General features: G+C 59.6%; 30 protein-coding genes. 19 read left to right on the forward strand and 11 right to left on the reverse strand.

The annotated features are described in order from the left end of the window. Positions 1–3 precede the first annotated feature (3 nt). The gene (locus tag P0D52_RS05600; RefSeq protein ID WP_394694441.1) at positions 4–1,281 is read right to left on the reverse strand and encodes a dihydroorotase family protein; all 1,278 of its coding nucleotides are present in this window, start codon (positions 1,279–1,281) and stop codon (positions 4–6) included. Further along, the gene (locus P0D52_RS05605) at positions 1,278–2,246 is read right to left on the reverse strand and encodes an aspartate carbamoyltransferase catalytic subunit (protein WP_394694442.1); all 969 of its coding nucleotides are present in this window, start codon (positions 2,244–2,246) and stop codon (positions 1,278–1,280) included. The genes P0D52_RS05600 and P0D52_RS05605 overlap by 4 nt, the downstream gene beginning before the upstream one ends. Positions 2,247–2,331: 85 nt before the next feature. On the opposite strand from P0D52_RS05605, the gene P0D52_RS05610 reads away from it, so the two are divergent. From P0D52_RS05610 to P0D52_RS05620, 3 genes are all read left to right on the forward strand, one after another. Further along, on the forward strand, positions 2,332–2,838 hold the full coding sequence (locus P0D52_RS05610; RefSeq protein ID WP_394694443.1) for a GNAT family N-acetyltransferase: 507 nt from the start codon (positions 2,332–2,334) through the stop codon (positions 2,836–2,838). Positions 2,839–2,903: 65 nt separating this feature from the next. After that, positions 2,904–3,794 (forward strand): MBL fold metallo-hydrolase, encoded by an 891-nt coding sequence (locus tag P0D52_RS05615; RefSeq protein WP_394694444.1) that lies wholly within the window; start codon positions 2,904–2,906, stop codon positions 3,792–3,794. Positions 3,795–3,944: 150 nt separating this feature from the next. Then, on the forward strand, positions 3,945–4,604 hold the full coding sequence (locus P0D52_RS05620; protein ID WP_394694445.1) for a hypothetical protein: 660 nt from the start codon (positions 3,945–3,947) through the stop codon (positions 4,602–4,604). Here the strand turns inward: P0D52_RS05620 and P0D52_RS05625 are convergent. Then, entirely contained in the window at positions 4,601–5,527 is a 927-nt protein-coding gene (locus P0D52_RS05625) for an AEC family transporter (protein ID WP_394694446.1), read from the reverse strand. The two genes, P0D52_RS05620 and P0D52_RS05625, sit on opposite strands and share 4 nt — an antisense overlap. Continuing rightward, positions 5,524–5,967: a Holliday junction resolvase RuvX gene (gene ruvX, locus P0D52_RS05630; RefSeq protein ID WP_394694447.1), complete on the reverse strand. Its 444-nt coding sequence runs from the start codon at positions 5,965–5,967 to the stop codon at positions 5,524–5,526. Before ruvX ends, P0D52_RS05625 begins: the two co-directional genes overlap by 4 nt. Before the next feature lie 111 nt (positions 5,968–6,078). On the opposite strand from ruvX, the gene gatC reads away from it, so the two are divergent. From gatC to P0D52_RS05680, 10 genes are all read left to right on the forward strand, one after another. Then, positions 6,079–6,366 carry an Asp-tRNA(Asn)/Glu-tRNA(Gln) amidotransferase subunit GatC gene (gene gatC / locus P0D52_RS05635; RefSeq protein WP_394694448.1) on the forward strand — a complete coding sequence of 96 codons (288 nt, stop codon included), beginning with the start codon at positions 6,079–6,081 and terminating at the stop codon, positions 6,364–6,366. After that, on the forward strand, positions 6,366–6,848 hold the full coding sequence (locus P0D52_RS05640; RefSeq protein ID WP_394694449.1) for a GNAT family N-acetyltransferase: 483 nt from the start codon (positions 6,366–6,368) through the stop codon (positions 6,846–6,848). The genes gatC and P0D52_RS05640 overlap by 1 nt, the downstream gene beginning before the upstream one ends. Then, positions 6,845–7,426: a hypothetical protein gene (locus P0D52_RS05645; protein ID WP_394694450.1), complete on the forward strand. Its 582-nt coding sequence runs from the start codon at positions 6,845–6,847 to the stop codon at positions 7,424–7,426. The genes P0D52_RS05640 and P0D52_RS05645 overlap by 4 nt, the downstream gene beginning before the upstream one ends. Then, a complete protein-coding gene (gene gatA, locus P0D52_RS05650; RefSeq protein WP_394694451.1) occupies positions 7,423–8,898 on the forward strand; it encodes an Asp-tRNA(Asn)/Glu-tRNA(Gln) amidotransferase subunit GatA in 1,476 nt (491 codons plus the stop codon). Before P0D52_RS05645 ends, gatA begins: the two co-directional genes overlap by 4 nt. A gap of 234 nt (positions 8,899–9,132) precedes the next feature. Further along, complete coding sequence (locus tag P0D52_RS05655) at positions 9,133–9,381, forward strand: hypothetical protein (RefSeq protein ID WP_394694452.1); 249 nt, start codon at positions 9,133–9,135, stop codon at positions 9,379–9,381. Next, positions 9,378–10,871, forward strand: a complete 1,494-nt coding sequence (gatB, locus tag P0D52_RS05660) for an Asp-tRNA(Asn)/Glu-tRNA(Gln) amidotransferase subunit GatB (RefSeq protein WP_394694453.1) — start codon at positions 9,378–9,380, stop codon at positions 10,869–10,871. Before P0D52_RS05655 ends, gatB begins: the two co-directional genes overlap by 4 nt. Positions 10,872–10,913: 42 nt before the next feature. Further along, positions 10,914–11,327 carry a response regulator transcription factor gene (locus P0D52_RS05665; protein WP_394694454.1) on the forward strand — a complete coding sequence of 138 codons (414 nt, stop codon included), beginning with the start codon at positions 10,914–10,916 and terminating at the stop codon, positions 11,325–11,327. A gap of 110 nt (positions 11,328–11,437) precedes the next feature. Beyond that, positions 11,438–11,971 (forward strand): DUF4199 domain-containing protein, encoded by a 534-nt coding sequence (locus tag P0D52_RS05670; RefSeq protein ID WP_394694455.1) that lies wholly within the window; start codon positions 11,438–11,440, stop codon positions 11,969–11,971. A 113-nt stretch (positions 11,972–12,084) separates the two neighbouring features. Then, positions 12,085–12,225 (forward strand): hypothetical protein, encoded by a 141-nt coding sequence (locus tag P0D52_RS05675; protein ID WP_394694456.1) that lies wholly within the window; start codon positions 12,085–12,087, stop codon positions 12,223–12,225. Between the two features lie 106 nt (positions 12,226–12,331). Further along, the gene (locus P0D52_RS05680; protein WP_394694457.1) at positions 12,332–12,469 is read left to right on the forward strand and encodes a hypothetical protein; all 138 of its coding nucleotides are present in this window, start codon (positions 12,332–12,334) and stop codon (positions 12,467–12,469) included. Positions 12,470–12,482: 13 nt separating this feature from the next. Here the strand turns inward: P0D52_RS05680 and P0D52_RS05685 are convergent, their stop codons facing one another. Both P0D52_RS05685 and P0D52_RS05690 read right to left on the reverse strand, forming a co-directional pair. Then, positions 12,483–13,526: a hypothetical protein gene (locus P0D52_RS05685; RefSeq protein WP_394694458.1), complete on the reverse strand. Its 1,044-nt coding sequence runs from the start codon at positions 13,524–13,526 to the stop codon at positions 12,483–12,485. Continuing rightward, positions 13,523–14,467, reverse strand: coding sequence for an isopenicillin N synthase family dioxygenase (locus P0D52_RS05690; protein ID WP_394694459.1), 945 nt, complete (start codon positions 14,465–14,467; stop codon positions 13,523–13,525). The genes P0D52_RS05685 and P0D52_RS05690 overlap by 4 nt, the downstream gene beginning before the upstream one ends. Positions 14,468–14,848: 381 nt before the next feature. Between P0D52_RS05690 and P0D52_RS05695 the strand changes: the two genes are divergently transcribed. Beyond that, positions 14,849–15,121 carry an SEL1-like repeat protein gene (locus tag P0D52_RS05695; RefSeq protein WP_187167529.1) on the forward strand — a complete coding sequence of 91 codons (273 nt, stop codon included), beginning with the start codon at positions 14,849–14,851 and terminating at the stop codon, positions 15,119–15,121. Positions 15,122–15,131: 10 nt separating this feature from the next. Here P0D52_RS05695 and P0D52_RS05700 read toward each other — a convergent pair whose 3' ends face one another. After that, the gene (locus P0D52_RS05700) at positions 15,132–15,923 is read right to left on the reverse strand and encodes a polysaccharide biosynthesis/export family protein (protein WP_394694460.1); all 792 of its coding nucleotides are present in this window, start codon (positions 15,921–15,923) and stop codon (positions 15,132–15,134) included. 95 nt (positions 15,924–16,018) lie between these two features. On the opposite strand from P0D52_RS05700, the gene P0D52_RS05705 reads away from it, so the two are divergent. Genes P0D52_RS05705 through P0D52_RS05715 form a run of 3 tightly spaced genes read left to right on the forward strand, consistent with a single transcriptional unit; the run spans position 16,019 to position 19,493 of the window. Beyond that, on the forward strand, positions 16,019–17,545 hold the full coding sequence (locus P0D52_RS05705; RefSeq protein ID WP_394694461.1) for a GumC family protein: 1,527 nt from the start codon (positions 16,019–16,021) through the stop codon (positions 17,543–17,545). 47 nt (positions 17,546–17,592) lie between these two features. Then, positions 17,593–18,228, forward strand: coding sequence for a hypothetical protein (locus P0D52_RS05710; protein WP_394694462.1), 636 nt, complete (start codon positions 17,593–17,595; stop codon positions 18,226–18,228). Next, positions 18,225–19,493 (forward strand): O-antigen ligase family protein, encoded by a 1,269-nt coding sequence (locus P0D52_RS05715; RefSeq protein ID WP_394694463.1) that lies wholly within the window; start codon positions 18,225–18,227, stop codon positions 19,491–19,493. The genes P0D52_RS05710 and P0D52_RS05715 overlap by 4 nt, the downstream gene beginning before the upstream one ends. Here P0D52_RS05715 and P0D52_RS05720 read toward each other — a convergent pair. Genes P0D52_RS05720 through P0D52_RS05730 form a run of 3 tightly spaced genes read right to left on the reverse strand, consistent with a single transcriptional unit; the run spans position 19,469 to position 22,622 of the window. After that, on the reverse strand, positions 19,469–20,236 hold the full coding sequence (locus tag P0D52_RS05720; protein ID WP_394694464.1) for a polysaccharide deacetylase family protein: 768 nt from the start codon (positions 20,234–20,236) through the stop codon (positions 19,469–19,471). The genes P0D52_RS05715 and P0D52_RS05720 overlap by 25 nt on opposite strands. 2 nt (positions 20,237–20,238) lie before the next feature. Further along, a complete protein-coding gene (locus P0D52_RS05725) occupies positions 20,239–21,168 on the reverse strand; it encodes a glycosyltransferase family 2 protein (protein WP_394694465.1) in 930 nt (309 codons plus the stop codon). Beyond that, complete coding sequence (locus P0D52_RS05730; RefSeq protein WP_394694466.1) at positions 21,165–22,622, reverse strand: polysaccharide biosynthesis C-terminal domain-containing protein; 1,458 nt, start codon at positions 22,620–22,622, stop codon at positions 21,165–21,167. Before P0D52_RS05730 ends, P0D52_RS05725 begins: the two co-directional genes overlap by 4 nt. A gap of 221 nt (positions 22,623–22,843) precedes the next feature. Between P0D52_RS05730 and P0D52_RS05735 the strand changes: the two genes are divergently transcribed. Together P0D52_RS05735 and P0D52_RS05740 are read left to right on the forward strand one after the other, a co-directional pair. Further along, positions 22,844–23,935, forward strand: coding sequence for a GNAT family N-acetyltransferase (locus tag P0D52_RS05735; protein ID WP_394694467.1), 1,092 nt, complete (start codon positions 22,844–22,846; stop codon positions 23,933–23,935). Next, positions 23,929–25,047: a glycoside hydrolase family 5 protein gene (locus tag P0D52_RS05740; RefSeq protein WP_394694468.1), complete on the forward strand. Its 1,119-nt coding sequence runs from the start codon at positions 23,929–23,931 to the stop codon at positions 25,045–25,047. Before P0D52_RS05735 ends, P0D52_RS05740 begins: the two co-directional genes overlap by 7 nt. Here P0D52_RS05740 and P0D52_RS05745 read toward each other — a convergent pair. Next, a complete protein-coding gene (locus tag P0D52_RS05745) occupies positions 25,044–26,549 on the reverse strand; it encodes an exopolysaccharide biosynthesis polyprenyl glycosylphosphotransferase (RefSeq protein ID WP_394694469.1) in 1,506 nt (501 codons plus the stop codon). The genes P0D52_RS05740 and P0D52_RS05745 overlap by 4 nt on opposite strands. Positions 26,550–26,597 lie beyond the last annotated feature (48 nt).

The following is a 26,597-nucleotide window of genomic DNA, read 5'->3' on the forward strand; positions in this document are numbered from 1 at the left end:
GCATCACCCCTTCAGGTTGTATACAATGCCCCCATCGACCATGGTCATCAAGACCCGGCCCTGAAAGCGCCTGTTCTGCCAGGCTGAATTGCGCCGCGCGGACACATTGTTTTTCGTGCCGAAGACCCAGGGCGCATCGCCATCGATCAGGACAAGGTCTGCCGGCGCGCCTTCTTCGAGGCGGCCCTGCGGCAGGCCAAGCAATTCTGCCGGACCGCTGGTCAGGGGCCGTAAGGCGGACACAAGATCCAGCTCTTCCTCATGAACCAGTCCGAGCATGGCCGCGAGCAGCGTTTCGATCGAAATGGAGCCGGGCGCTGCGTCGGCAAAAGGCTGGGCCTTCTGGTCGAGATCCATAGGGCGATGATCGGAGACCACAGCATCGATGAGGCCAGCTTCAATCGCCGCGACCAGCGCCCGGCGGTCGTCTTCGCCGCGAAGTGGCGGTGTCAGGCGGTAAGCCGGATCGAGCCCGTCAGCATCCACGGCGTTGAGCGTGAGATTGGCAATCGCGACCGTCGCGGAGATTTCAATACCGCGCTTGCGGGCGCGGGAGATGGCTTCGACGCCATCGCGGGTGGAGACACGATCAATCATCAGGCGGGCACCGGTCAGCTCTGCCAGTGAAGCGTCGCGATCTATCGCCATGCGTTCGGAAACGGTGGGTTCGACATTCAGACCAAAGCGGGCTGCGGCTTCGCTTTCTGTCGCGACCGTTTGCCGGGACAGACCTGCGTCGCGCGGCGGGCTCGCCACCCAGAGTTCGAAACCGGACGCGTAGCTCAGGACATTCCGCAAAGTCGCTGTGTCGGAAACGGGCAGGTCGCCCTGGGACACCATGGCCGCGCCGCTGGACGCCATGAGGCCGATTTCCGACAGCTGATCGCCCAGCAGGCCCAGCGTCGCGCCGGCACAGATCAGCGTGCGCACCGGAAGGGGAAGGGCTGCAGAGCGGAGGCCCATGACGGTTTCCGGGTGATCGATCGGCATTTGCTGTGTCGGCGAAATCACCAACGTGCCAACGCCGCTGGCGATGGCAGCCCGCGCGAGGCTGTCGAGCGTTTCGCCGCCCGGCGTGAAGGCCGGTTCGATGGCGGCCCGCAGATCAATCAGCGCCGGGGAGAGAATAGCCCCGTTGGCGTCAATGATGTGATCGTCGTCCTTTGCGATGCCGTCGCCGATATCTGCGATCAGGCCGTTTTCAACGCGCAGGCTGGCCAACTCGTCACGACCGGTTGCGGGATCCACGATGCGGGCATTGCGGATGGTGATCGCGGTCATTGTCCGGGCCTCGCATTCTTGCGGGCGCGCTGTCCCAGTTGTTCGAGTACGGCCATGCGAATGGCGACACCGGCCTCGACCTGATCGAGGATCAGGCTGCGATCTGTGTCGTCGGCCAGCGTGCTCTCGATCTCGACATTCCGGTTCATCGGACCGGGGTGCATGACGACGCAGTCGGGATTGGCAAATTCCAGACGCCGACCGGTGACTCCCCAGAAATGGAAGTATTCGCGCGATGACGGGATCAGGGCGCCGGACATGCGCTCCTTTTGCAGACGCAGCGTGATGACGGCATCGCAGCCATCGAGTGCATCATCGAGATCATGGAAAATCTCGGCCCCCCATCGATCGACATCTGTCGGCAGAAGCGTCGGCGGAGCGCACAGACGTATCTCCGCGCCGAGGAGGTTCAGCATACCGACATCTGACCGCGCGACGCGGCTGTGCAGGATATCGCCGACAATCAGAACCCGCTTGCCGCCGATATCGCCAATGCGCTGTGACAGGGCGAAGATATCCAAAAGGCCCTGCGTCGGGTGGGAATGCATGCCGTCGCCGGCATTGATCGTGGCGATGCCGGTTTCGCGGTGGATGAAATCGGCTGCGCCTGATGCATTATGGCGTACCACGATCAGATCCGGGTGCATGGCGGCCAGTGTGCGGGCCGTGTCGGCGAGCGTTTCGCCTTTTTTGGTAGAGGAATTGGCGGCCGAAAAATTGACGACATCCGCACCCAGCCGTTTTCCAGCGAGTTCAAAGGAGCCCAGTGTGCGCGTTGACGGCTCGAAAAAGAGATTGATCTGGGTCAGACCCTTGAGCGCATCATGCTTTTTATCGGCGGATTGATTGATGGCGAGCCAGTGTTCGGCCCGGTCAAACAGGATCTGGATATCCAGAGGATTGAGATCATCGACCGTGATCAGACGGTCGTGAGGAAAATCATAAGTAAAGTCAGCGCGACCCATGTGAATTCCCAGCTGATTTCGGGCGGTATAGGGTGAGACTCGCTTTACAGCAAGTCGCGAGCCTCAGGCGGGTGTGGAGAAGGTCATGAATATTCAGGAGATGCGGGCGGGCGATGCGGACTCGGTTCTGACGATTTACCGCGAAGGAATCGCGACCGGACATGCGACGTTTGAAACAGAACCACCCGATTGGGCCGGATTTGATGCCAAGCGGCTCAAGTCGCCCCGGCTCGTGTCGGAAATCGACGGCAGCATTGTGGGCTGGGCAGCGGCGTCAAGCGTATCGGACCGTTGCGTCTATGGCGGGGTTGCCGAAGGCACGGTCTATGTCAGCGCTTCGGCACGCGGTCAGGGTGTCGGCAAGGCCTTGCTGTTGGCGTTCATAGAAGCAGCCGAGGCGACAGGCATCTGGACGCTGAATGCGGGTATATTTGTCGAGAACACGGCCTCCATTCGTTTGCACGAGGCGTGCGGCTATCGCATGGTCGGAACGCGCAAGGCGCTGGGCAAGATGACGTTTGGCCCGATGGCCGGACAGTGGCGCGATGTGGCGCTGATGGAATATCGCAGCCAGACGGTGGGAGTGGATTGATGCTGACAATACTGGCTGCAGCGATACAGGCCGCTTCGCCTGCTCAATGCCCGGTTGAACTGATCGTGCTGGGCGTGGCGCAGGATGGCGGCATTCCGCAGGTCAATGTTCAAGACGACCCGGCCTGGGAGGATGAAAGCCTGCGGCGGCGCGTGGTGTCGCTGGGTATCGTCGATCACGAAGCGGGCACGCGCTACATGTTCGAGGCAACGCCGGACTTTCGCGAACAATTGCATGATCTGAATGAGATCGCGGGGACTGAAGGCGCGCCGGACAGAATCTTCATAACGCACGCCCACATTGGTCATTATACCGGCCTGATGTTCCTGGGATTCGAGTCGATGAGCGCGGAAAATGTGCCGGTCTCAGTGCCGCCGATGATGGAGGCCTTCCTGACTGAATCAGGTCCGTGGAGCCAATTGGTGGACTACGGGAATATTCAGCTGACCGAACTTCTCAGTCATCAGATTGTGCCGGATGAAAATGGTAATCCGAGTCCTTGGGGCGGCTGGTATACCGGGTTCAGTTCAGAAGGCCTCAGAATTGAAGCATTCCTGGTGCCCCATCGAAGGGAGTTTGCGGCCACAGTAGGTTATCGAATTCAGGGGCCTGAATTATCCGTGGTCTTCATTCCCGATATCGACAGCTGGGAGGAATGGGCGGAGTGGGGCACGCCCATTGAAGACATCGTCATGGAAAATGACATCGTCTATGTCGATGCGACCTTTTTTGATGACAACGAACTGCCTGGCCGGGATATGAGCGCCATCCCGCACCCTCGCGTCAGCGAAACGATGGATATGTTTCAGGATTATCCGGCGGAAATTCGCCAGCGCGTTCGCTTTATCCACTACAATCACACCAACCCGATCCGTTATCCCGAAAGCGAGCAGGCCCAAGAAGTCCGGGAACGTGGTTTTCGCATTGCGGAAGAGGGCGAGCGGGTTTGCTTATAGGGCTACCGTCAATCAATTTTACTATCTTGTATGAGCCGCTAATCACCAATTCTATTATAAGGCAATATATATCACTATTATGTGAATTGAAAATATAAAATATCAAAATATGGATAAATAGCGAAACGTAAATTAAACAAGTGGGCAGATATGAGTAAATTAATGGATTTCATGCGTGCGGGCGTGGTGGTGTGTGGTTTGCTGGTGCCTGGTGGCGTAAGTTTTGCCCAAACAGATTATACGCCAGGGTTTGATGCTGGCCCTCAAGAGGAGATGGCTCCACTGGAGCATCTGGTAGGCGAGTGGGACATTCAGCTCTACTATCCGGCGCGCGACGATACGGTTGATGCTGGTTGGGCGTGGCAAGAATGGGCCGAATCTCATGCGGTTATCTCGTCGCGAATGGGTGGCGTTGCGCTTTTTGAGCAAAATCAGGGATTTCCACTTGGCCCATCATCCGTCGGCGTGGAAGGTTTTGAGTTCTGGTCGTATGACACGCACTTTTCGTACGATTTGGTCCAACAGACCCATCGCGTTGTCGTCATTGATAATCTTTGGGGACTCGCCGATATTTATGAAGGCGATTTCACTGAAGATGGCGGATCGGTGAGTAATCTTCGTACGGGTACCAACATCCTTATGGGACGAGATGGCGGGCCTCAGAAGGCGTTGATCAGAATCAGGGATATCGACGAAAATAGTTTTGTCCTGGAATGGTGGTCTCTGGATGGTTCAAGTGTCATTGACGGATCAGTAGATGATCAAGCCTGGGAACCGTCGGTGAGAATGGAGTATGTTCGTCGTTCCTAACCGATCTGCGTGGCAATCCAGACGGCAATCGGTAGCGTCACGAAGGATAAGAGCGTTGTCGCGGTGACATCTCCGGCGGAGAGGCGGCGATCTCCGCCCAGCTGCTGGGCCAGCACATAGGCCGAAGCGGCACCCGGCGAGGCCCCGACGAGCACAACAATCGCCAATGCCTCCCCGCGCACGCCCAATGCCCACGCAATCCCGCCAAAGACCAGTGGGGCGATGATCAGCTTGTTGAAGGCGGTCAGCGCGAGAAGGCCGCGGCGGCCATTGAGCGCGGTGAAGTCCAGCGCTGCGCCGACCGCCAGCAGAATGAGCGGCAGAGCGGCCCGCCCCATGAGTGCGAGCACATCGGCGATCGGGCCTGACTGAAACAGGCCCAGCAGATTGACGATGCCGCCCGCGATGCAGCCGAGGATCAGCGGGTTGGAAACAATCCGCCAGAGGACGGCCTTGATGTCGGGCGTCTTGTCATGCGCCCCCCAGATCGTCAGCACTGAAACGGCCATGACGTTCACGATGGGGATGGTGGCGACCATGATGAGCGAGACGAGAACTTCGCCATCGAGGCCATAGGACAGGGTGGCCAGCGCCAGAATCACCAGACCGTTCCAGCGCACCGATCCCTGGAAGACGCTGGTAAAGGCCGGGCCATCGGTCCTGATCAGCGGCTTCAGGGCGATCACGAGCGCGCCCATGGACAGGAAGCCGAGCGCCGCCGCCAGAACGGCCGGTGCGACGGTGATATTCTGGAAGTCGGCGCGGGAAATCACCGAGAAGAGCAGGGCGGGTGAGAGACCGACATAGGCGAGACGCGAAACAGCTGGCCACATTTCCGCGGGCATCAGATTGGACCGGCGCAGACCCCAGCCTACGCCGATCACAGCGAAGATCGGCAAAAGGGCGCCCAGAATTGCGGTCATGCGGACAGCGCCTCGATGGCGTCCTCGAGAATCACGGCAGCGGCGTGGGCGTCGATCACTCTGTCTATCTCCTCGCGGCGTTTGCCGGCTGCGCGCAAGCGGTCCTCGGCCTTGTCGGAGGATAATCGTTCATCCTGAAAGCGGATCGGCAAATCACGAAGACGTTTGAAATTGTTGCCGAGCGCGCGCGCGGACTGGGCACGCGGACCGATGGAGCCATCCATATTGATCGGCAGGCCGATGACCAGACCGACACAGGAGAATTCGTCATAAAGCTCGAAGACGCGCGTGGCATCGGCAGTAAATTTTGTCCGGCGAATGGTTTCGACCGGTGTTATGACCGTGCGGTCGCCATTGCAGACGGCCACGCCGATGGTCTTCTCGCCCGGGTCAAGGGCGAGCAGGGGGCCGGTTGACGGCAATTCGGGCGTGTCAGTCATTTTTCTTGGGTGCGCTTGTGGCGGTTTTCAGTCAAGCTTTCTTGCGCTGCAGCATAGGCGTTGCTAGTCAGAAACCTGTCTGGATGAACTCCACGAAAGAGGGCGATTTTCATGTCCGTCACAGAAGACGATGTCCGCCGCATTGCGCGGCTGGCCCGCATTGCCGAACCCAGCGACCGTCTTGCGACCCTGACCGGCGAGCTGAACGGGATTCTCGACTGGATCGAGCAACTCAACGAGGTTGATGTCGAGGGCGTCGAGCCAATGACGACACCGGTCAAGTTTCCGCTGCCCCAGCGCGAGGACGTCGTCTCTGACGGCGGTATTCGCGACAAGGTATTGGCGAACGCGCCGAGCTCCGAAGAAGGTTTCTTCGTCGTCCCCAAGAGCGTGGAATAGTGGCCATTACCGTCAAGCCGGCTGATCCGCTCAGCACCGAAGCGCGCGCGCTTATCGCTGCGCTCGATTCCGGCTTGTCGGGCCATTATGATGCGGAGAATAATTTCCCGCTGCTGCCGGAAGAACTTGTCAGTGATGACATTGATTTCTTCATGGCCGAAACCGGTTCCGGGGAAAAGGTCGGCACGATCGCGCTGCGCCGCTATCCGGATTATGCCGAGATCAAGCGCATGTTCGTGACGCCGTCAGCGCGCGGGCAGGGCATTGCCCGGCAATTGCTGGAGACCGCGCACGCGTGCGCTCGCGCCAAGGGCTATGACCGTGTGCGGCTTGAAACCGGATCGCTGCAGCATGCCGCTATCGCGCTGTATGAATCTGCCGGATATGTGCGTTGCCCCGCCTTTGGCGAATATCCGCCGGAAAGCGACCAGAACATTTATTTCGAATACACACTCCGAGTTGAAGAGGCCGCAGGGTTATGACCAAAGCGGCGCCACTCCCCACATTGGAAGAGCTCGAGATTGATATCCGCTTCGAGGGCTTCGGAGATGTGTTCCTTGATCTCAAGTCAGGAGGCCGCCGTTTCGAGCTTGATGGCTCGTATTGTTGGGACAGCGTCCATGACCTGATCTGTGCAGCGATAAATATTGAGAGCGGCGCGTGGCGGCCACAAATCGTTCAGTTCGAATTGGAACCCGGGCAGTTTCAAATGACGTTGAAGCCAGAATATCACCACCCGACAAGCACTCGATATCTGCGGCTAACTGTGGACGAACTTCGTTCAAGCCCTGGGTTCGAGACTGCAAGCGAACCACGCGAATTGCGATTTGACGCAACGCTAATGGTGGATTCTTTCCCAAGAGCGGTCTATCGGGCAGTTGCGCCTTATGCAAAACAGCCCGACGAGCTCTACGAAATTAAATGGGATTTGCCTTTCCCTGAAAAGGCTTACCGCGCTTTGGAAGCAGCGATCAAAACTGACCGAAGGCCGCCTATACAACGCACCTATTCTGAGTCGCACGTAGTACTCCGAGCCGATCCAAACGAGATCAAAAAATGACAGATTTCCTCACCCTTTCGCTTGCGGATATCACCGCAAAACTGAAAGCCCGCGAATTGTCTGCAACCGACGTCGCGACTGCTTCGCTGGATGCGGCTGAAGCCTCGCAAGGCGCGCTGAATGCCTTCACGGCATTTGACCGCGACAAGACGCTGGCCATGGCCAAAGCCTCTGATGAGCGCCTGGCAAAGGGCGAGGGCGGATTGATCGAAGGTGCGCCTATAGCGGTTAAGGACCTGTTCGCGGTGGAAGGCGTGTCGACGACGGCCTGCTCGCACATTCTGGACGGGTTCAAGCCGCCTTATGAATCCACGGTCACGACCAAGCTGTGGGAAGCGGGCGGTGTCTTTCTCGGCAAGACGAATATGGACGAGTTTGCCATGGGGTCGTCGAACGAGACCTCCTATTATGGCAATGTCATCAATCCATGGCGCGCCAAGGGGTCTGACGCGAAACTGACGCCGGGCGGCTCCTCCGGTGGTTCCGCCGCGGCGGTAGCTGCCGACCTCTGCTTTGGCGCAACCGGTACGGATACCGGTGGCTCCATCCGCCAACCGGCTGCTTTTACGGGCACGGTGGGGGTAAAAGCGACCTATGGTCGGGCTTCGCGCTGGGGCGCGGTGGCCTTTGCCTCATCGCTGGACCATCCGGGCCCCTTTGCGAAAACTGTCAAGGATGCGGCCATTCTGATGCAGGTCATGTCCGGGCATGACCCGAAGGAATCGACCTCTCTGCCGCTGGATGTCCCAGACTTCATCGCCGCCGCGTCCGCGTCGGTCAAAGGCAAGCGCATCGGTGTGCCGAAGGAATACCGCATGGACGGTATGCCGGCAGAGATCGAGACGCTGTGGCAGCAGGGCGTGGACTGGCTGAAGGCGGCCGGTTGCGACATCGTCGATGTCTCCCTGCCGCACACGAAATATGCGCTGCCGACCTATTACATTATCAATCCGGCGGAAGCCTCGTCCAACCTCGCCCGCTATGACGGCATGCGCTATGGCTTGCGGGTGGAAGGGCAGGACCTGACCGAGACTTACGAGAAAACGCGCGGCGAAGGGTTCGGGCATGAAGTCCAGCGCCGTATCCTGATGGGCACTTATGTGCTGTCAGCGGGCTATTATGACGCTTACTATCTCAAGGCCCTGAAAGTCCGCCGCCGCATTCTGGAAGACTTCGACAAGGTCTTTGAAAGCTGCGATGCGCTGCTGACACCGTCGACCCCGTCCGGCGCGTTCGAACTGGGATCAAAATCGGGTGATCCGATTTCCATGTATCTCAATGACATTTTCACGGTGACGGCCAATATCGCCGGTGTTCCGGCCCTGTCGGTTCCGGCGGGGCTCGATGCGTCCGGCCTGCCGCTGGGGCTGCAGGTGATTACGCCGGCGCTGGATGAAGAGACGATGTTTTCGGTCGGCGCGGCTCTGGAAGATGCCGCGGCCTTTAATCACAAGCCGGGGAAATGGTGGTAGCGATGCCAGCCTGGGCTCGTCTCCTTGTCGGAATAATTGGAGCGGCATTAATTGTGATGCTGTTCTTTGTTCCGTTACTTGCTGGCGGAATTGGCGTTGGGTTCGGTCTTATCTATGGGATTTGGGCAATTCGTAGCAATTACGGAACGAGTGGTGAGGACGAGACTGTGGCTTCGCGGATCAACGACAAGCATGCCAGCCGTGCTCGGCGGCGCGCAGCAAGACGTGTAAGTGATGGTTGAGCCACACCCCATCCTTCGTTTTACCGGCCCGGCCTTGCTGATCGGCGCGGCGGCAACCCTGTTCGGGGCGCTCCTGATAACGGATGCCGTGACATTGCCGAATGGCTTGATGATCGGGATTATCAGTCTTTGCTTTGGCATCGGTCTGGTGATTTTCGGAATGATGACACGGGCTGCCTGGCGCATTGTCGTGGCGGCTAATGACGACAATAACACGACCCATACCGGGGAACAGGAATGACTGATCACACTTACGTTCTGCAAGGCGCCACGGGCGATTGGGAAATCGTTGTCGGGCTGGAAGTGCATGCCCAGGTCGCGTCGAATTCGAAGCTGTTTTCGGGATCGGCCACGGATTACGGCGCAGAGCCCAATACGCAGGTCAGCCTGATTGATGCGGCCGTGCCGGGCATGTTGCCGGTGATCAACGCCTATTGCGTTGAACAGGCCGTGCGGACGGGGCTCGGACTGAACGCGCAGATCAATAAATATTCGCGTTTTGACCGGAAGAATTACTTCTATCCGGATCTGCCGCAGGGCTATCAGATCAGCCAGTTTCAATTCCCGATTGTCGGTGAGGGCGAGATTGAATGCGAGCGCGATGACGGTTCGCTCTTCACCGTCGGCATTGAGCGCCTGCACCTTGAGCAGGACGCCGGAAAATCCATCCACGATCTTGATCCGAATGCGACCTATGTTGACCTGAACCGGTCCGGCGTGGCTCTGATGGAGATCGTCTCACGCCCGCATATCCGGACGCCGGAAGAAGCAGCAGCCTATGTGAAAACGCTGCGGACGATTGTCCGCTATCTCGGCACGTGTGGCGGCGACATGGAGAAGGGTCAGATGCGGGCGGACGTCAACGTCTCGATCTGCCGTCCCGGCCAGTATGAGAAATTCCGCGAAGACGGTGATTTCAAACATCTTGGCACGCGCTGTGAAATCAAGAATGTCAATTCGATGCGCTTCATCCAGCAAGCCATCGAATATGAAGCCCGCCGCCAGATCGATCTGGTGGAAGAGGGCGGCACGGTGCAACAGCAAACGCGCCTGTTTGACGCCAATAAGGGCGTGACGCGGTCCATGCGCTCCAAGGAAGAAGCGCATGATTATCGCTATTTCCCGTGCCCGGACCTGTTGCCGCTGGAAATTCCGCAGGCGCGGATTGACGAGATCAAGGCCGAATTGCCGGAATTGCCGGCTGACAAGCGCAAGCGCTTTGTCAACGAATTGGGCCTGTCGGAGTATGACGCCTCGGTTCTGGCGGCCGACAAGGATCGCGCAGATTACTTCGAAGCCGTCGCCGAAAGGCGCGATGCGAAGATTGCGGCCAACTGGGTGAATAACGAGCTTTTCGGCCGGTTGAACAAGGAAGGGATGGGCATCACCGAAAGCCCCGTCTCTGCCGACCAACTGGGTCAGCTCGTCGAACTGATCTCGACCGACGTCATTTCCGGCAAGATCGGCAAGGACGTTTTCGAGATTGTCTGGTCGGAAGGTGGCGAGCCCAAGCAAATCGTCGAGGATCGCGGCCTCAAACAGGTCACCGATACCGGCGCCATCGAAGCCGTTGTGGATCAGCTGATCGCAGACAATCCCGATCAGGTGGCGTCCATCGAGAAAAACCCGCGGGCGCTGGGCTGGTTTGTCGGGCAGGTGATGAAGGCGATGCAGGGCAAGGCCAATCCGAAAGCTGTGAACGAGATTCTGAAAGCAAAACTCGGGCTCTGATCGCCTCTTCCCATTGGCTTGCGTGATTGCCAATATGGCGTGATGTGGCGAACCATATTGATCTATGCGGGCCTGCTGGCCGTCGGCGTCTTTGCTCTGGAATGGGTGCAGTACCAGTTTCTCGCCCGCCGGTTCGGGCTGGAAATCATGTTCATGATCATTGCCGTCGCCTTTGCCGCGCTAGGCGCATGGATCGGGATTGTCCTCACACGCCGGAAGCCCGTCGAGGGCTTCGAGGTCAATGTCGCGGCCCAGACATCTCTGGGCATTACACGGCGGGAGCTTGAAGTCTTGCAGGCGCTCTGCAGTGGCGGCTCGAACAAGGACATTGCGCAAAAACTGGGCCTGTCTCCCAATACGGTGAAAAGCCATATCGCCAGCCTGTTCTCGAAACTGGAGGTGACCGGACGGGTGTCCGCCATCGAGAAGGCGCGTTTTCTCTCGCTCGTGCCGTAATGGCCCCATAAAACAGTACAACAGGTCGAATCCACCCGTTCGGGTGATGCGCGCGGCATGGTTTCGTGGCTGAAACCGGATATCAATAACGATCCGGAAGGGGATGCAATATGTTGAGATATGGATTGATATTCGGCGGTATTGGCGGCGTCTTTATCGGCGCAGCGATGCTGATCGGCTTTACGCTTCTGGCGCAACAGGGCAGCGCCGGCTCGCAACTGATCGGCTATCTGACCATGCTGGTCGGGCTGTCCATGGTCTTTGTGGCGATCAAGCGCTATCGCGACGAGGAAAAGGGCGGGGTCATCAAGTTCCTGCCGGCCTTCTGGCTGGGTGTGCAGGTCTCGATCGTGGCCGGCATCATCTATGTTGCGGCTTGGGAGGTCATCTTCGCTTCCAATGGCGATGCCTGGATGAGCGATTATCTGGAGGCGCAGATTGCAATGCGTGAGGCCAATGGTGCCAGCGAGGCGGAGCTGGCGGCTTTCGTCGAGGAAAGCCAGGCCATGGCGGCGCTGTATTCCAACTGGTGGTTCCGGATCCCGCTTACTTTCACGGAAATCCTGCCGGTCGGGCTGCTGGTGTCGCTGATTTCGGCGGCCATTCTGCGGAATCCGAAAGTCTTGCCCAAGCGCGCAGTTTAAACCTAACGCATTATATATACGGAGAAATTTATTAATCCTGGAGCCGGTTTTCCGGCTGCAGGGGGTTGAAGTCTGCGTCGATAGCGCCACGTCAAAGCGTGAAAGGAGTTTTGATGATGGATCAGAAAATCGAAAAAACCGAAGCCCGGCAGGGCGAACGGAAGCGCTGGCAGGAGCATACGCTGGTGATCTCACTCCTTGCGGCCGTGGTTATTCTCGGTGCGGGGTATCTGGTTTTTGCGGCCATCAGCTGACGGAATAACCCTTTGAAAAATGGGGTTCATTAACTTGATTTCGCTCCTTGAACGGGATGAGGAAAACACCATTTCCCCATCATAAAATCCAAAAAGGAGCCTCCCCATGATTAAGAAAACCAAAGAGTCCGCGCGCCGCCTCCGCAAGGGGCAAAGCTGGAAAGACAACGGCCTGGCCCTGACGCTCGTTGGTGCCGGCTCGTCCATCAGCCTTGGCCTTTTGATCTGGTCGACCACGCTCTAGTGCGGGTCCGGCGCTAACGCGTCCCGAGGACCTCGGACAAAAGAGTGCTGCGCGCGATGAGGTAGTTGGCCCACGCCATGCCTTGCCGGATAGCGGCCGAATTCTCGGCCATGGACCGGGCGACGACCTGATCGCGGAGGTCCGTGCTGTATCCATGCTCGGGCGCTTTCGAGTAGCGGGTCATGACCGGGCTGCTGATCGCTGACTGAATCTCTTGATCGGTCGCGGCGAGGCCAAAATGCCGGGCAATCGCGCCGAGCTGTTCGCCGGGCGCCTGCAGGAAGGCGTCAAAATCGACGTGAAGCACACGATCGCCCTGCACTTGTGCCAGTTGGCGTGCGGCCAGCGTTTCGGTGATCCAGGCCAGCGCCGCAAAGTCCGGCGTGTCCATTTCATGCGCATTTGGCACTTCTTCAATGCCCAGCCGGGCCAGGCGCTGTAGCCGCAAGGCGGCGGCCGCCCGGAATTCGAACGGCGCATATTGTCCAGCCAGAACCGTTGCGAGATATCGCTCGAGATCGAGGCCAAGCGTCAGGGCGCGCGATTGCGGCGACAGGGCCAATAGCGGCGCTGACAGGCCTGAGCACGAGCTGGTGGCCTTGACGATCGGGAGCGCGCCGGAGGCCGGCTTGCGTCCCCAAAGCGCATTCAATCGCGCCAGCCCGTCTTCAAATGATGTCGGGCTGAAGAGCGACCACGCCTCATCCAGCATTGGCGCGGCTTCAGCCATTGTCCGCAGCGGCAGGGGTTCACGAAGACCGAATGCGCCAAGACTGTCCAGCAGGCGGGATATCAGCGTCGATCCGCAATGGCCGATGTGAAAGATATAATGGGGCGCGCCCGTGCCATTCGCTGCGCGCCAGATATCGTCGAGCCCGAACCATTGGCCCGGCGGATTGTGCGCCAGCGCCCTCTGATCCAGAAAACTCGCATTCCGGTACGCATTTTCATCCAGCCAGACGAGCAGGCCGCGATTGGTCGCGATATCCATCTGCTGCAGGCAGATCTGAAACTCGCTTCCAAATCGGGGAAGCCACTGGTCCGGTGGGATGCTCATATCAGGCGAATTTCCTTCAGACGCTCCAGAAGATAGTCCTGAGCGGTGATCGGTTGCGGATAGTGATCCGGGTTTTCGTCGCTGACGCAGTTTTCTAGCGAGCGGATTTCATAGTCCGGCCGGAAGTGCAGGAAGAAGGGCATGGAATAGCGCGCAAACTTCTGGCGCTCCGGTGCCGGGTTCACAACGCGGTGTGTGGTCGACGGTAAAACATTATTGGTCAAACGTTGCAGCATATCGCCGACATTGATGACAAGGCAGCCGGCAGGCGGGTTGATGTCAATCCAGTCGCCGGTGCGCCGGTCGATCACCTGAAGGCCGGCCTCTTCCGCACCCAGCAACAGCGTGATGACATTGATATCCTCATGGGCGGCGGCGCGGATGGAGCCTTCAGGCAGGGCGCTTTCCTGAGCGGGATAATGCAATAGCCGCAAAATGGAGTTTCCGTTCTCGACGGTGCCGTCAAAAAAGCCCTCGTCCAGGCCAAGATCGCGGGCGACGGCTCTCAGCAGGCGAATGCCCAGCTGGTCCAGCGCATCATAGAGCCGCGTCACGGCCTGCCAGCCCTCGACTTCCTCCGGCGTGATATTGTCCGGCATAAGGTCGCGATAGGGATGTCCGGATGGAAGGTCGCGGCCGACATGCCAGAATTCCTTCAGATCGATCTGTGCCACGCCTTTGGCGGCCTCGCGCCCGAAAGGTGTATAGCCGCGCTGACCGCCACCGCCGTCTTTATAATACTTCTTCTTGATCTCGGCTGGCAGGGCGAAGAAGGCCTTGGCCTTGTCCAGCGCCTCATCGATGAGGGACTGATCCAGGCCGTGATCGGAAATGACGGCAAATCCGAAACGGCGGAATTCCTCGCCCAGTTCGGCGGCAAAAACATCCGGATGGGTCTCGTCGAGCGTGAGCGAAACCGGGGGAATTGTCTGGTCGGTCATGAGGCACCCGAAAACGTTCGCGTTGTCATAGCGTGTGAGCAAAGCAGCGCAAGGTCGGGCTGACGATGGAACGGATTGCCGCATCGGAAAAATCTGCGGATAGAAAGGTTTTGGCGATCTCTCCTAACGAAAGCGGGTGATCCGGTAAGGAGTGCGGAATGCGATTCAGACCTGATTCAGACCGCTTAACCGATCTCAAGAATCCCTAACGGAAATAAACCAAATAAATCGATTAACCCTGATTTTTCTTAACCTTATAGCAAACCCCTGAGGTGAATCTCCTGATTGTCCGAGGCCAGAAGGCTCAGGGCATTGGGTGGAATGCTCTCATAGCTAATCCGGTAACAAGCCGGGCATGAGAGCCAGATAACGGGGGCCAAAATGGCTTTCACTGATGTGGAAACGGCACAAGCGCACGACGTGGTCAACACGGATCCGACGGGCGAAGATCTCTGCAAACTCGGACTTCTCTATTCAACCGGCCAGGGTGGCACGGTGGATTATGTGGAAGCCCACAAATGGTTCAACCTCGCGACCCTGATGGGCTGTGATGCTGCGAAATACTATCGTCAGGAAATCTCTGACCAGATGGATACGATGCAGATCTCGGCAGCTCAGCGTGCGGCCCGCAACTGGTTGGCCACGCGCCACTAGGCTGACGGCTCTAATTGTTGATCGCGTCCGCGATGGCGAATGAAAACGCCTGATCGAGCGGCAGGATGCCGTAGACATATTGTTCGACGAACAGTGTGACTTCGGCGACGGTCGAGCGCGGCACGAACACAATGTCGTATCGTTGCAGCGGGAAGGGGTCGGCCTGGCCGTCACCCCGAAGGGCCCGGTGCAGATTTACGGTGCGCATCATCAGACCGTCGCCGCCGGGCGACCGTCTGAGCACGACGACATCGCCGCGGGCCGCCGAATCGCGGAATCCGCCCGCCAGCATGATGGCTTCAAGCGTGCCGATACGCGATGGCATTTCATACATGCCAGGCGAGGCGACCTGTCCGCCGACAATGATATTCTGCGGCGCAAAGCTGGTGGCGGTGACCTCGACAATCGGATCACGCAGCATGGACGTATAGGCGTCGGCGATTGAGCTGGCGGCTTCCGAATCGGTTCTGCCCGCGACCATGACGCGCCCGGCCAGAGGCAGATTGACCCGCCCATCCGGCCCGACGGTGACCGTCCGGTTCAGCTCACTGGCCGTGTGCACCGTGACATCGATGGCATCCCCTGGATACAGGCGGAAAGCCGGGTCTGCCGACCGCCATTCTACAAACTCGATATTATTCCAGCTCGTCGGGGCAACAGAGCCTTCCGGCCGCGCGCCTGCATAGCTCCAGTAATCCGGTTCGCGGTCGCTGCTGAAGGGCGATGTCACAGCATTTGTGACCGTTCGGGCGGTGCCACACCCTGCCAGACATAAGGCCAGTATCAGAACGGAGATGCGCATGGGCGGAGACTCGCTTGATGAATTCTTACCTGAACAACAACCTTTCGCGGTTCGGATAATGAAAAATTAAACCGGGCAGCGTTTTTCTCGGTTTCATGAGTCGTACGCCATCCGGAACCGGTTCCAGACCGCCGCATGAAACCGCTCGTCCCGAGGACGAAAGGCGGGAGCTGGACCTGTATGACCTGATCGAAATGGTCTGGTCGCAGCGCGGCGTCATCATTGCGGTTTTCCTGGTCTTGTTCATCGCCGGCGGCGCGGCAGCCTATTTGATGCTGAACAAAACCTACGAAGCCCGCGCGCGGTTGCTGGTGCTTCTTGATGATGAGGACCTGACGCCCGGCGCGGCGGGTTCCGGTGATGGATTCATCATCGAACAGGTGATGCAGTCGGAATCCGAAATCATGAATTCGGAGACAGTGCGCCGCATTGCGCTGGAGAATATCGGCCCGTCAGCGGTTCTGGCGGAAGGCGGCTCGGAAGCGCTGGCCCTGCGGACCATGCGGCAGAGCTTTTCCGTGGTTCGCGCCCCGAGTGCCTCGGTTTTGATTCCGGTCATCGAAAGCGATAGCCCCGAACGCGCTGAAACGATTCTCAATGCAATTGTCGATGCCTATCTGGAATATCGGGAGGTCGTACTCACCGGCGATGGTGCAGCGGGCGTGACTGAACGCCGTCTGCAGGCCAATGAAGCCTATGCGACGGCGCTGGCCGAACTGGATGCCTTCCTGACGGCCAATGATATCACCGACTACGATTCTGATGTGGCCGCACTGCGGACCCAGAATGCGGCGTTGCAAACCACACTGGCGACCGCCCAGTCGGAACGACAGGCCGCCGCTGCGGCGGCTGCAGCCATTGCAGCGCGGGTGGCCGACATGCCGGCCAATATCGAATTGTATGTCGAGAGCAGCGCGGAAAATCTGTTGATCGAGAAGCGCTTGGAGCGCGAAAGCCTGCTGGCCCGTTATCAGGAGACGGCGCCGCCGGTCGTTGCGATTGATCGCGAAATTGCAGAGTTGGAAGAGTTTCTTGCGAATGGCGGTGTCGCAGGGCTGGGTCAGACCCGTACAGGGGTAAATGAGGTTCGCCAGGGACTGGTGCAGGAGCAATTGCGCCTGGAGTCCGTGGCCGCGGCAGAAGCGATGCGCGCCCGCACTATTTCGGGACAGCTCCAATCCGTACAGGATGACATTTCACGACTGCGCAGTGTGGAGCCGGAATACCGGCGGCTTGCGCAGAATGTCGAGGCGACCGGAACGGCTGCAACGGCACTCGCGACGCAGGAAGCCGAAGCCGAGGCGCGCCAATCCCTGTCACCCGGCAGTGCGGATGCGGTGCGCATAGTCGAACGCGCTTTCGCGGCACCGGAAGGCTCTTCCCTGAAAAAGCTGGGTGTTGCCGCAGCCTTCATTTTTGCCGCCGGTACAGCGGTCCTCATCGGACTGATCCGGGGCTACTGGACGCAGCATGTGGGGCCGACGGGCCAGCGGCAGCGGGTTGCGCGTCCGGTCAGAACTGCTGACACCACAGAAGGTTTCGGCCCGATGCCGTCCCGCGTAGCGGGGGTTCCGGTGCTGGCACGAATGCCGGATAGAGGCAGTGCGTTGGCGCGCCGTTAACCGATGCAATCAATGCTGTGTGCTCGGAAATGATTCGCGGCGATTCGATGGTTGATCTCTCATTTGAAATGCAGGCGCTGGTCGACCAGCTGGAGCCGATTGCCCGGCCCGGCGGGAAGGGCCGCGTGCTGATGTTCCTCGGCGCGAGTAAACGCGCCGGTACGTCAACAATAGCACGGGAATTTGCCCGCGCCGCCGCCGAGCGGTCGCGGCGCGGCGTATGGCTCTTCGATCTTGACTTTGCCCGCAACTCGCACGCGCGCGCTCTGGCAGGTCCGGACGCACAGGTCTTTGACGCATCCTTTGGACGCAATGCTTTCTGGCGCGCCGAACCTCACGGGGCCCGGGCGCGTCTTGTCGCCAAAGCCTGTGCCGATCATCTCTATGTCACGGAATTCCAGCGCGCCCGCTCGGGCGTTGAGCGTCTCGAATTCGGGAGTGCTCGCGAATACTGGAAAGCGGTGCGGGGCAGTATCGATCTTGCGGTGATCGATGCACCTGCGGCCAGCCGGGCGACGCTGCCGGTTGCGGCAGATGCCGATGGGGTGATTCTGGTCGCCGACGAAGGTAGCTGGAATGAGCGCTCCATCGCCGCGCGCCGGGATGCCATTGAAAGGCGCGGCGGCGTCGTGGCCGGCATTGTCTGCAACCGGTCGCGGGATGTGTCGCGACGCGCCGCTTGACCGACGTCAGCTACCATATCCAGAATTTGCGTTCCGCTCCGCGGATGAATGTGTTGCGGCCGCTGGAATTTTTTCTGGCTGGGCTGATTTTGTTTCTGGTTTCACAGGGCCTGCTCGGCCCATTGTTGGCGGATTCTCCCGATCCGGAAGGCGCGGCGATTCTGCGTGTGATGTGGCTGCCGGTCTATGCCCTGACGATCGGATGGATGGTCATTACGCCGGCACGAACCCTGGAGGTGATGTGGCGAACGCCGCTGATTCTCGTTTTGTCGATTCTCTGTTTCGCGTCCTTCATGTGGTCAGTCGATGCCGGCCTGACTCAGCGCCGCGGCTTTGCGCTCGTCATGACGACGCTGTTCGGCCTGCTTCTGGCTTCGCGTTTCAACTGGCGGGAAATGATCACCCTGTTTGCCGTCGTCTTCGTGATCCTGGGCGTGATGAGCACAATCATGTCGCTCGCCTTTCCCGGTATTGCCGTTCACCACGACATCCATGTCGGGGCTTGGAAAGGCATCTGGTGGGAGAAAAACACGCTCGGTGCCATGATGGCGTTCGGCACGACCGCCGCGCTGGCGGCATCGGTCTGCCAGCCGCGCCACAAGCTGATCTGGTGGGGGCTGGCGGCGTTTCAGGCCGGACTGGTGCTGATGTCGACGTCCAAGACAGCCTTGCTGGCCCTGATGCTGGCGCTTGCCGGTATTGCCGCCATTCACCTGATCCGCCGGGGGTTCGGCTTTTCATCGCTGATCCTGATCGGCGGAGGGCTCGTGGTCTTTATCGTCGTCCTGGTGTTTTCAATCGCACCGGTCGCCATTCTGGAGGCGCTCGGCCGGGATGCCACGCTGACGGGACGGACAGACATCTGGCTGGTGCTGGCGGATCAGGTGCAGGCGCGGCCCTGGACGGGATATGGCTATGGCGCGTTCTGGGACGGCGTTTACGGGCCGGCCTACTGGGTACGGCAGCGCACGCAATGGCCGGTGCCGACCGCCCATAATGGCTGGCTGGAAATTGCGCTCAGCATAGGTCTTCCGGGCGTTGTTCTGATGGCCCTGTCGCTTTTCATCTCGATTGGCCGAGCGGCGGGGCGTCTGTTTCGCGGGCCGGAAGTTTTCTGGGCGCTGATCTTTCTGATTCTGGTCGCTCTGATCAGTATTTCGGAGAGCAATCTCCTACAGCGAAATGCGATTACCTGGGTGTTGTTCGTGGCAACGGCCGCGCGGCTGGCCTTGCCGCGGCGCTATGATGATGTCAGGGCGCGATAGGCCTCGGTGACGGGCAGGACATTCGCACCGCTTTTCTGAACATGATCGAGCAGATCCCGGAACTGACCCGGCGTACAGCCCCATTCGGTCGGCTGGTCCTGGATGTCGTGCGCATAGAAAATCAGCCATCCGGGGCGGGTTGTGCCTTCATCGACAAAGGCTTTCGCTGTAGCAAGCCCGCTTTCGCCGCCATCAATGCCCACCGCTTTTAAAAGGTTGCGGTCATCGCCGGTGCGATTGATTCCCGGCCGCACTCCGCGAAGCGTCTCGAAATGCTGCGCGAGGATGCGCTTGCTGACCGGGGAGGCCTCCCCATAGGGATAGGCGAAGGCCGGAAGTCCGGACTTTTGTCCGAGGGCTTTCAGTGCGTCCCGATTGGCGTTGATCTGGGCCAATGTCCCCTCTGCCGAGGCCTGTCCAAGATCGATATGATTGAGCGTGTGGCAGGCGATTTCATGCCCGGCCTCTTCCAGCCGCTGAATATCGCTTTGATCAAACATGGGGCCGTGATGCGTGCCGGTTCCGGCAAAGCCGGCGGCTGCATACCAGGTGCCGCGCCAGCCGCGCTTTTCCAGCTCGGCCGCGCCGCTCTCGACAGCGGATTTTGGAAAATCATCAAAGGTGATCGAGACGACAAGCTGTTCCGGCGCGATGTGAATCGGATCCCGTTCGAACAGGCGGGCCTGCATGCGCTTGAGTTTTCCGGTCAGGCCGGATGAGGGGATGTAGGCGTTTTCAGTCATGGTCAGATCGCATCGGCGGCCCAGCTGGCGCGCCAGAGTTTCAGGGCTGTTGTCCGCGCTTTCATGGGCGCGATGGGTGATTGTGTCATCAGGGCCCAGACACCACGCAGCAGGGCCTGACCCGGAATGGATTTCAGGATGCGTGCGGCTCTCGCTCCGGGCAGCGTGGCGAGTTCGGGATGCTTTTGCAGGAGCCGCGCATAATTGCGGGCAGCATCACGGAATTTGTCGAGCAGAACGTCCGGCGATTGCCAACCCGAATGGCCGGCCGGATTGTCGATATGCACGAGCTCGCCCACCTGATCGGCGCGCACAGCCCAATCGACATCTTCCCAGCCCCAGCCAGTGAAGTGCTCATCAAATCCGATCTTCCGCATCAGGTCCGCGCGCGCCAGCAAATTGCTGGTGCAAAACGCTGTCGCGCCGATTTCATTGCGGCATTGCGCAGAGTTTTCGTCGCTGCTTCGGGCCAGCGCGGCATGAAGGTGATGCGCCTTCTCCTGGACCGGATCGGCGGTGTATCCGCCAAAAGCGGCGTCAAACTCGAAGCCGTCTATCTGTTCAAGCCAGGTTTGCAGGAAGCTGTTGGATACGGTCATGTCCGCGTCGAGAAAAAGCAGCCACTCGCCGATGGCGGCGGACGCCAGCCGGTTGCGCCCTGCCGCGCGTCCGACATTGCGGCGGGCGGTCAATAGACGGGCCGGCGCGGCCAATGTGTCGATGGTTTGCGCGACCCGCGAATTCAGCTCCGGGTCCGGTTCTCCATCGTCGAAGAAGACGATTTCGATGGGCAGTTCATGCGCGGATATCTCGTCTGCCAGCGTGCGGGCCAGAGGGGTCGGGTCATCGCGATAGAAGGGTATTAGAACTGACATCCGGATGCCGGAAGCCAAAGTGGCCGCGCGATTGGAATAGTCCGCATATTCGCTCATGAGGAGGCCTCCACGGGGCGCAGCCAGCCCTGGGCAATTCCCAGCCAGCTGCGGCAATCGGCAATGTTCAGGGCCAGCGCGGCCGCCACGAAAACCCCGCCACCACAGACGGCCTTTGCCAGCAGAACAAGGAGGGCAGGTCCCGAGACCGGGAGCCAGTAAACAACGGCCGCCATGAGCGCCGTTGCGAGGGCCGAACGTCCCCAGTCCAGCCAGGGCAGGGGAAGGGGGAAGAGAGATCGTCCGATCGCTGCACAGGCCACAAGGCTGAGAGCATAAGATACCAGTGTCGCGGCCGCCGCGCCGGCAATGCCGAAGATCGGGATCAGGACAAGATTGAGCCCGATATTCGCGACTGCGGCGACGCCCATGATCGCTGCCATCCAGCGTGTCTTGCGCTTCAGAATGAAGCTTTCGTGGAAATAATAGGTCATCAGCCCTTTCATCAGGCCGGCCAATGCGATCCACGGCAGTATCAGTGTCGCCCCGGCGCGATATTCTTCACCGACCATGACTGTTGAAAGGGGAGCCGCCACGAGCGCCAGTCCGGCGGCTGCCGGAAAGCCGATCAGGCCCATGACGCGCGCGGATTGTCCCGCCACGGCCCGCGCGGCTTCGGGGCCCTCTTTTTCAAGCGCCTGGATCATGAGCGGGGTTGCGGCGGTTCCCAGCCAGATAAAGAGAATGTCGATGGTCCGATCCGCGAGACCATAGCCTGCCGCATAAATCCCGACAGCGGCTTCATCCATCAACCCGGCGATCAGGAAACGATCTCCTGCGGAGAGAAGATGTTCGAACACCAGTGAAATCGAGACCGGCAGGCCATAGGCGAAATAGACCATGGCCCGGCGCTTGCGCAGCTTGCCACGGGCAGATTTGCGCGCCTGGGTCGGAAATTCGAAGAACAGCGTGATCAGGCTGGCCAGCGCCATGCCGGCGATCGGGCCAGCAGCGCCCAGGGGCGTCGCCATCAGAATGGCAATACCGAGCGCAAATCCGCCCAGAATATTGGCGGTTTCAAAGATCGAATAGGACGCAACCTCGCCAGCCGCGCGGCGCGATTCAATGCCGATGGCCAAAAGGGAGCGCAAGGTGAGGGCAGCGAGGCCGAACCCCAGCGCTGACTTCAAGGCCATGCTGAACGGGGCCAGCCAGAGCGCTACACCGCCAAGGATCAGAACGCCTGCGCCGACCAGTGCAAAACTGGTATAGATGGTCGCCAGATGGGAGGCGAGCTGGCCGCGTTCATCGGCCCGCGCGTGAAACCGCGCAACGGCAGCATCCAGCCAGGTATGAAAGGCCATGGCCGTAATGTGCATGGCGGCGAGCGCCAGCGCATATTGACCATACATTTCGGCGGGCATCAGGCGCGTCAGAACGGCGACGCCGCCGAAGCCGACAACGGCGCGGGCAATCTGCACGGGCAGGTATCCGAGAATGTGCTTGCCGAGCATTCTTGCGCGCAGCTCCCTTGTTGAGCCGAGCATCCTGCACACAAGCACCTAAAATCGCGTGAACATCCACAGAAAAGCAGCAAAATTGCGAAGCTGAACGATGACACCATGGAAAGTGTCCGGGGCGGATGCCTGTTTCCCTTCAAAATGCCGACACTGGGCCGCCGGAAACCAAAACGAAACCCTGTTCGGCTATTGTCAGGCCAGAAACCGGGGTGCCCATGGCCAATTCAATTGAAGCGGAACTCAAGAAACCCAGCGATCTGCTGACCGTTGAGCGTGAGGCATGGGTGGCGTTTACGGATGCTGACCCCGCGCTGGCCAGTCCGTATTTTCGCCTGGAGTTTGCCGAATGCTGTGAAGAAGCGCGGTCGGATACGCGGGTTCTGGTTGTTCGGGAAAATGGACAAATTGTCGGCTTCCTGCCCCTGCAAATGGGCAAGGTGGGCTATGCTCGGCCGCTGGCGGGGCCTTTGTCGGACGTGCACGGTGTGATCAGCGAGCCCGGCCGTGAGGTTGACCTGAAATCCTGGCTGAAGGCGGGCGGTGTACCGCTCTTCGAATTCCACAGCGCGCTTGGTCTCCAATCCTGCTGGAAGGAACACTCCGCGGTGCAGGATGGCTCCTGGATCATTGATATGTCGAAAGGCTTCGATGCCTTTGAGCAATCACGCGCGGAATTGGAGCCCAAGGCTTTTCGCAATATCCGGTCGCGCCGCCGCAAGCTGGAAGAGGCCGAAGGCGGCTTCGAATTCCGGATGGACGATGACCGTCCGGAAGCCTTTGCCACAATGGTGGACTGGAAAAGTCAGCAATACCGCCGGACCGGTGTCTTTGATGTTTTTTCCGTCGAGTGGACCGGCAAGCTTTTGAAGGCCCTGCTTAAAAAGCGAACCGACAGATTTCGGGGTATTTGTTCGACGCTCAATATGGGTGGTCAGATCGCAGCTGTTCATGTCGGCATGGGGAGTGAATCGCGCAGCCATTACTGGTTTCCGGCCTATGATCCGGCTTTCAACAAGCTGAGCCCTGGATTGCTGCTGCTGCTCGAAAAAGTGCGCGTTGCGGCTTCGGAAGGGCGTGACACTGTGGAGCTCGGTCCCGGCGACTATGACTTCAAGCGCAATCTGAGCAGCTCGCAAGTGCCTTTGGCGCAGGGCTGCATTCTGACCGCGTCTGCGCCGGCTACCTTACGCGGCGCGGCCCGGTCGCTGGCCGATGCCTTTGAAAAGGCGCCGCTTGGCAATGTGGGCGGCTTGCCCCGGCGGGCCTTGCGAAAGGCCGACAAGCTGGCCTCCTTTTACGCATGGTAATCCGGCCTGACCGCCGCTCTGTCCTACTGGCGGGTGGTGCCTCGTTATTGATGGGCGGACAAAGGTCCGCCACCCGCCGGAAAATAGATCTCTGGGATAATGCGACCGGGCCGCACCTTCGGGGCGCGGTGTTGCCGCAGCGGCGGGTTTATCCGGATATTGACGGAGATACTTTTTTGGGACCGGGACCCGTCGGGACGCCCGTTACGGACGCCGCACTGGCCAGTCTGGCAGGGAATGGCGGCAATTTCGCTCTTCTGTCCCATCCCGGCATATTTACCGAAACCGCGCCCTACCGGATCGATGAACAGATCGCCGAGCATCTGGCGCGGCTGGTTGAGCGATGCGCCCGTCACGGCCTGTTTTCCGTCATCGGATTTCGATCCGGACCGGGGCGATCAGAATTCACCTTCCATCGTGATGATGGCGATAGCTGGTTTCCCGCTTCGATGATTGACGAGCGGTTGTGGCAGGATGGCGAGGCTCAGATTGCCTGGTCGGATATGTGGCAACAGACAGCCCGGCAGTTTCGCGCCAATCCTGCGGTCGCCGGTTATCTGTTGATGGTCGAGCCCAATGGCAGCCACATTGTGGGCCGTTCTCCCTGGCCGCAAATGGCGCGGCAAATGGCACTGGCCATTCGGGAGGTGGATATCGAAACGCCGCTGCTGATCAGTCCGGACGGGTATGCTAATGCTGCCTTTGAGGCCGAATTGAACCTTTCAGGGCTGGGCCATACCGTACTGGCCATTCACGATTACTCGCCCTTTGCCTACACCCATTCGGGGCCGCATAGCGCTGCCTCTTTTTCAACGGAATCGGCTCGCATCGCTCCGCCTGCGGCCGGTCGCTGGATGGTCGGAGAATGGGGCGTTCGCCGTTGGGCTCACAGTGCGCCGCAATTCGCTCGATTGAGACTACAGTCCATGGAAGAGCAGGGCGCCAATTCAGCGTGGTTCAGCTGGCCGTCAGGCTGGGGAAATTACGAGCAGGTCGAGAATGGCTGGAATCCGTTTTTCGGTCACGATCCGGACGCCACTCGTCGTACAGCCGATGCTCCGCTGCTGCGGGAGCTGCGCCGTTGCTGGACGCGGAACAGGCTTCGTCCCTAGCGGATATTGATCTTGTCGCCGAGCAGAGCGGGGCCGGTTTTCAGCATGATCCAGAGATCAAACCAGAGGCTGGCCTTGCTGATATATTCAACGTCATAACGGATGCGTTCGCGTGCGGCTTCAGGAGAGTGAAGGGGGCCGCGGGATCCGTTGACTTGCGCCCAGCCTGTCAGGCCCGGTTTTACCCGATGACGGTGCGCATATTCTCCCACGAGGCTGGAGGTCAGCGCCGCGCCGGTTTTCATGCCCGGCGCATGTGGCCGCGGGCCGACCAGTGACATCTCGCCTTTGAGGACGTTCCAGAGCTGCGGCAACTCGTCGAGACTGGTCGAGCGAATGAAACGGCCCAGTCGTGTGACACGTGGATCGTCGCGCTCTACCTGGCGGACAGCGCCATCTTTGGGCGCAGGCTCGTCGCGCATGGAGCGGAATTTCAAGACTTCAATCAGGCGGCCGTTAAAGCCTTCGCGTTTCTGACGGAACAGGACAGGGCCCGGGGAATCCAGTTTGATCAGAACCGCCAGGACGGCCATGACGGGCAGCGCCGCCACAAACATCAGGGAACCGATCACCAGATCTTCCAGCCGCTTGGCAATGATCCAGCCCGGCGTGGCAGGGCTGCCAGACAGGCGTGCGGCCGGGGCGTTGGCAATGTCTTCCAGCGATTGTTTCTTCGGATTGAAGTGCTCGAAATCCAGCAAGAGACAGACCGGTTGCGGCAATCCGGACAATTTGGTGATCAGGTTCTGAACCCGGTCGACGGCATGCGGCGTCACTGTCACGATGATGCGGTCGACTTCCTGCAAGTGCGGCCAGCTGGTCAGGTCTGCCAGCGTACCCAGATAGGGCGCCCCGGCGAGGATGGACGGGCTGCGCGCCTGCCGATCATCAAAGATGCCGAGAATGTTGACTGCTTTGTTTCGGTCATTGGAATCGATCAGGCGGCGGGCATTTGCCGTTGCCCCCACGATAACTACATTTGCGGCCAATCGGCCATTCCGCGCCCAGTATTCCATGAAGAAGGCATAGACTGTGTGGATCACCAGCAAGGCCGCAGCGGAAACGCTGGCCTGCTGCGTGGCGGCAAGCGTGAGCGCCGGATCGGACAATTGCACCAGCGTAATTGTCGCGATGCCCGCGAGGCCAAGACCGATAATGCCCGTTGCCATATGCCGCCAGGCCGGCTTGCGCGCGCGGATGATGTAGAGGTGAGATACGCGGAACGCACAGAGGGTCACGCCGAGAAAGACGAGGATGGGCCAGAAATTGGCCGAATAGGAAAGGAAGGCGGCGACTGCCAGACTGCCCATTATGGCGAGGTCGATCAGCTGAAGCGCGCGGCTGAGCGTTGCCCGATCGATCCGGTTGGTCGGCGGGTCAATTTTCGCGCGCATCGTCTCGAGCGTTGCCGCGCGTCCGCGCCCACTTTCCAGACCCGCAAAGCCCGGCGAGACGTCATTCGCCGGAGAAAAAGGTCGTGCTTCGAAGTGCCGTTTGCTCATGGTCACCAGTCCCGATCAAATTGATCACACCGGGATAATGCCCGAATA

The organism is Hyphobacterium sp., from assembly GCF_043584775.1.
Taxonomy (GTDB): Bacteria; Pseudomonadota; Alphaproteobacteria; order Caulobacterales; family Maricaulaceae; genus Hyphobacterium.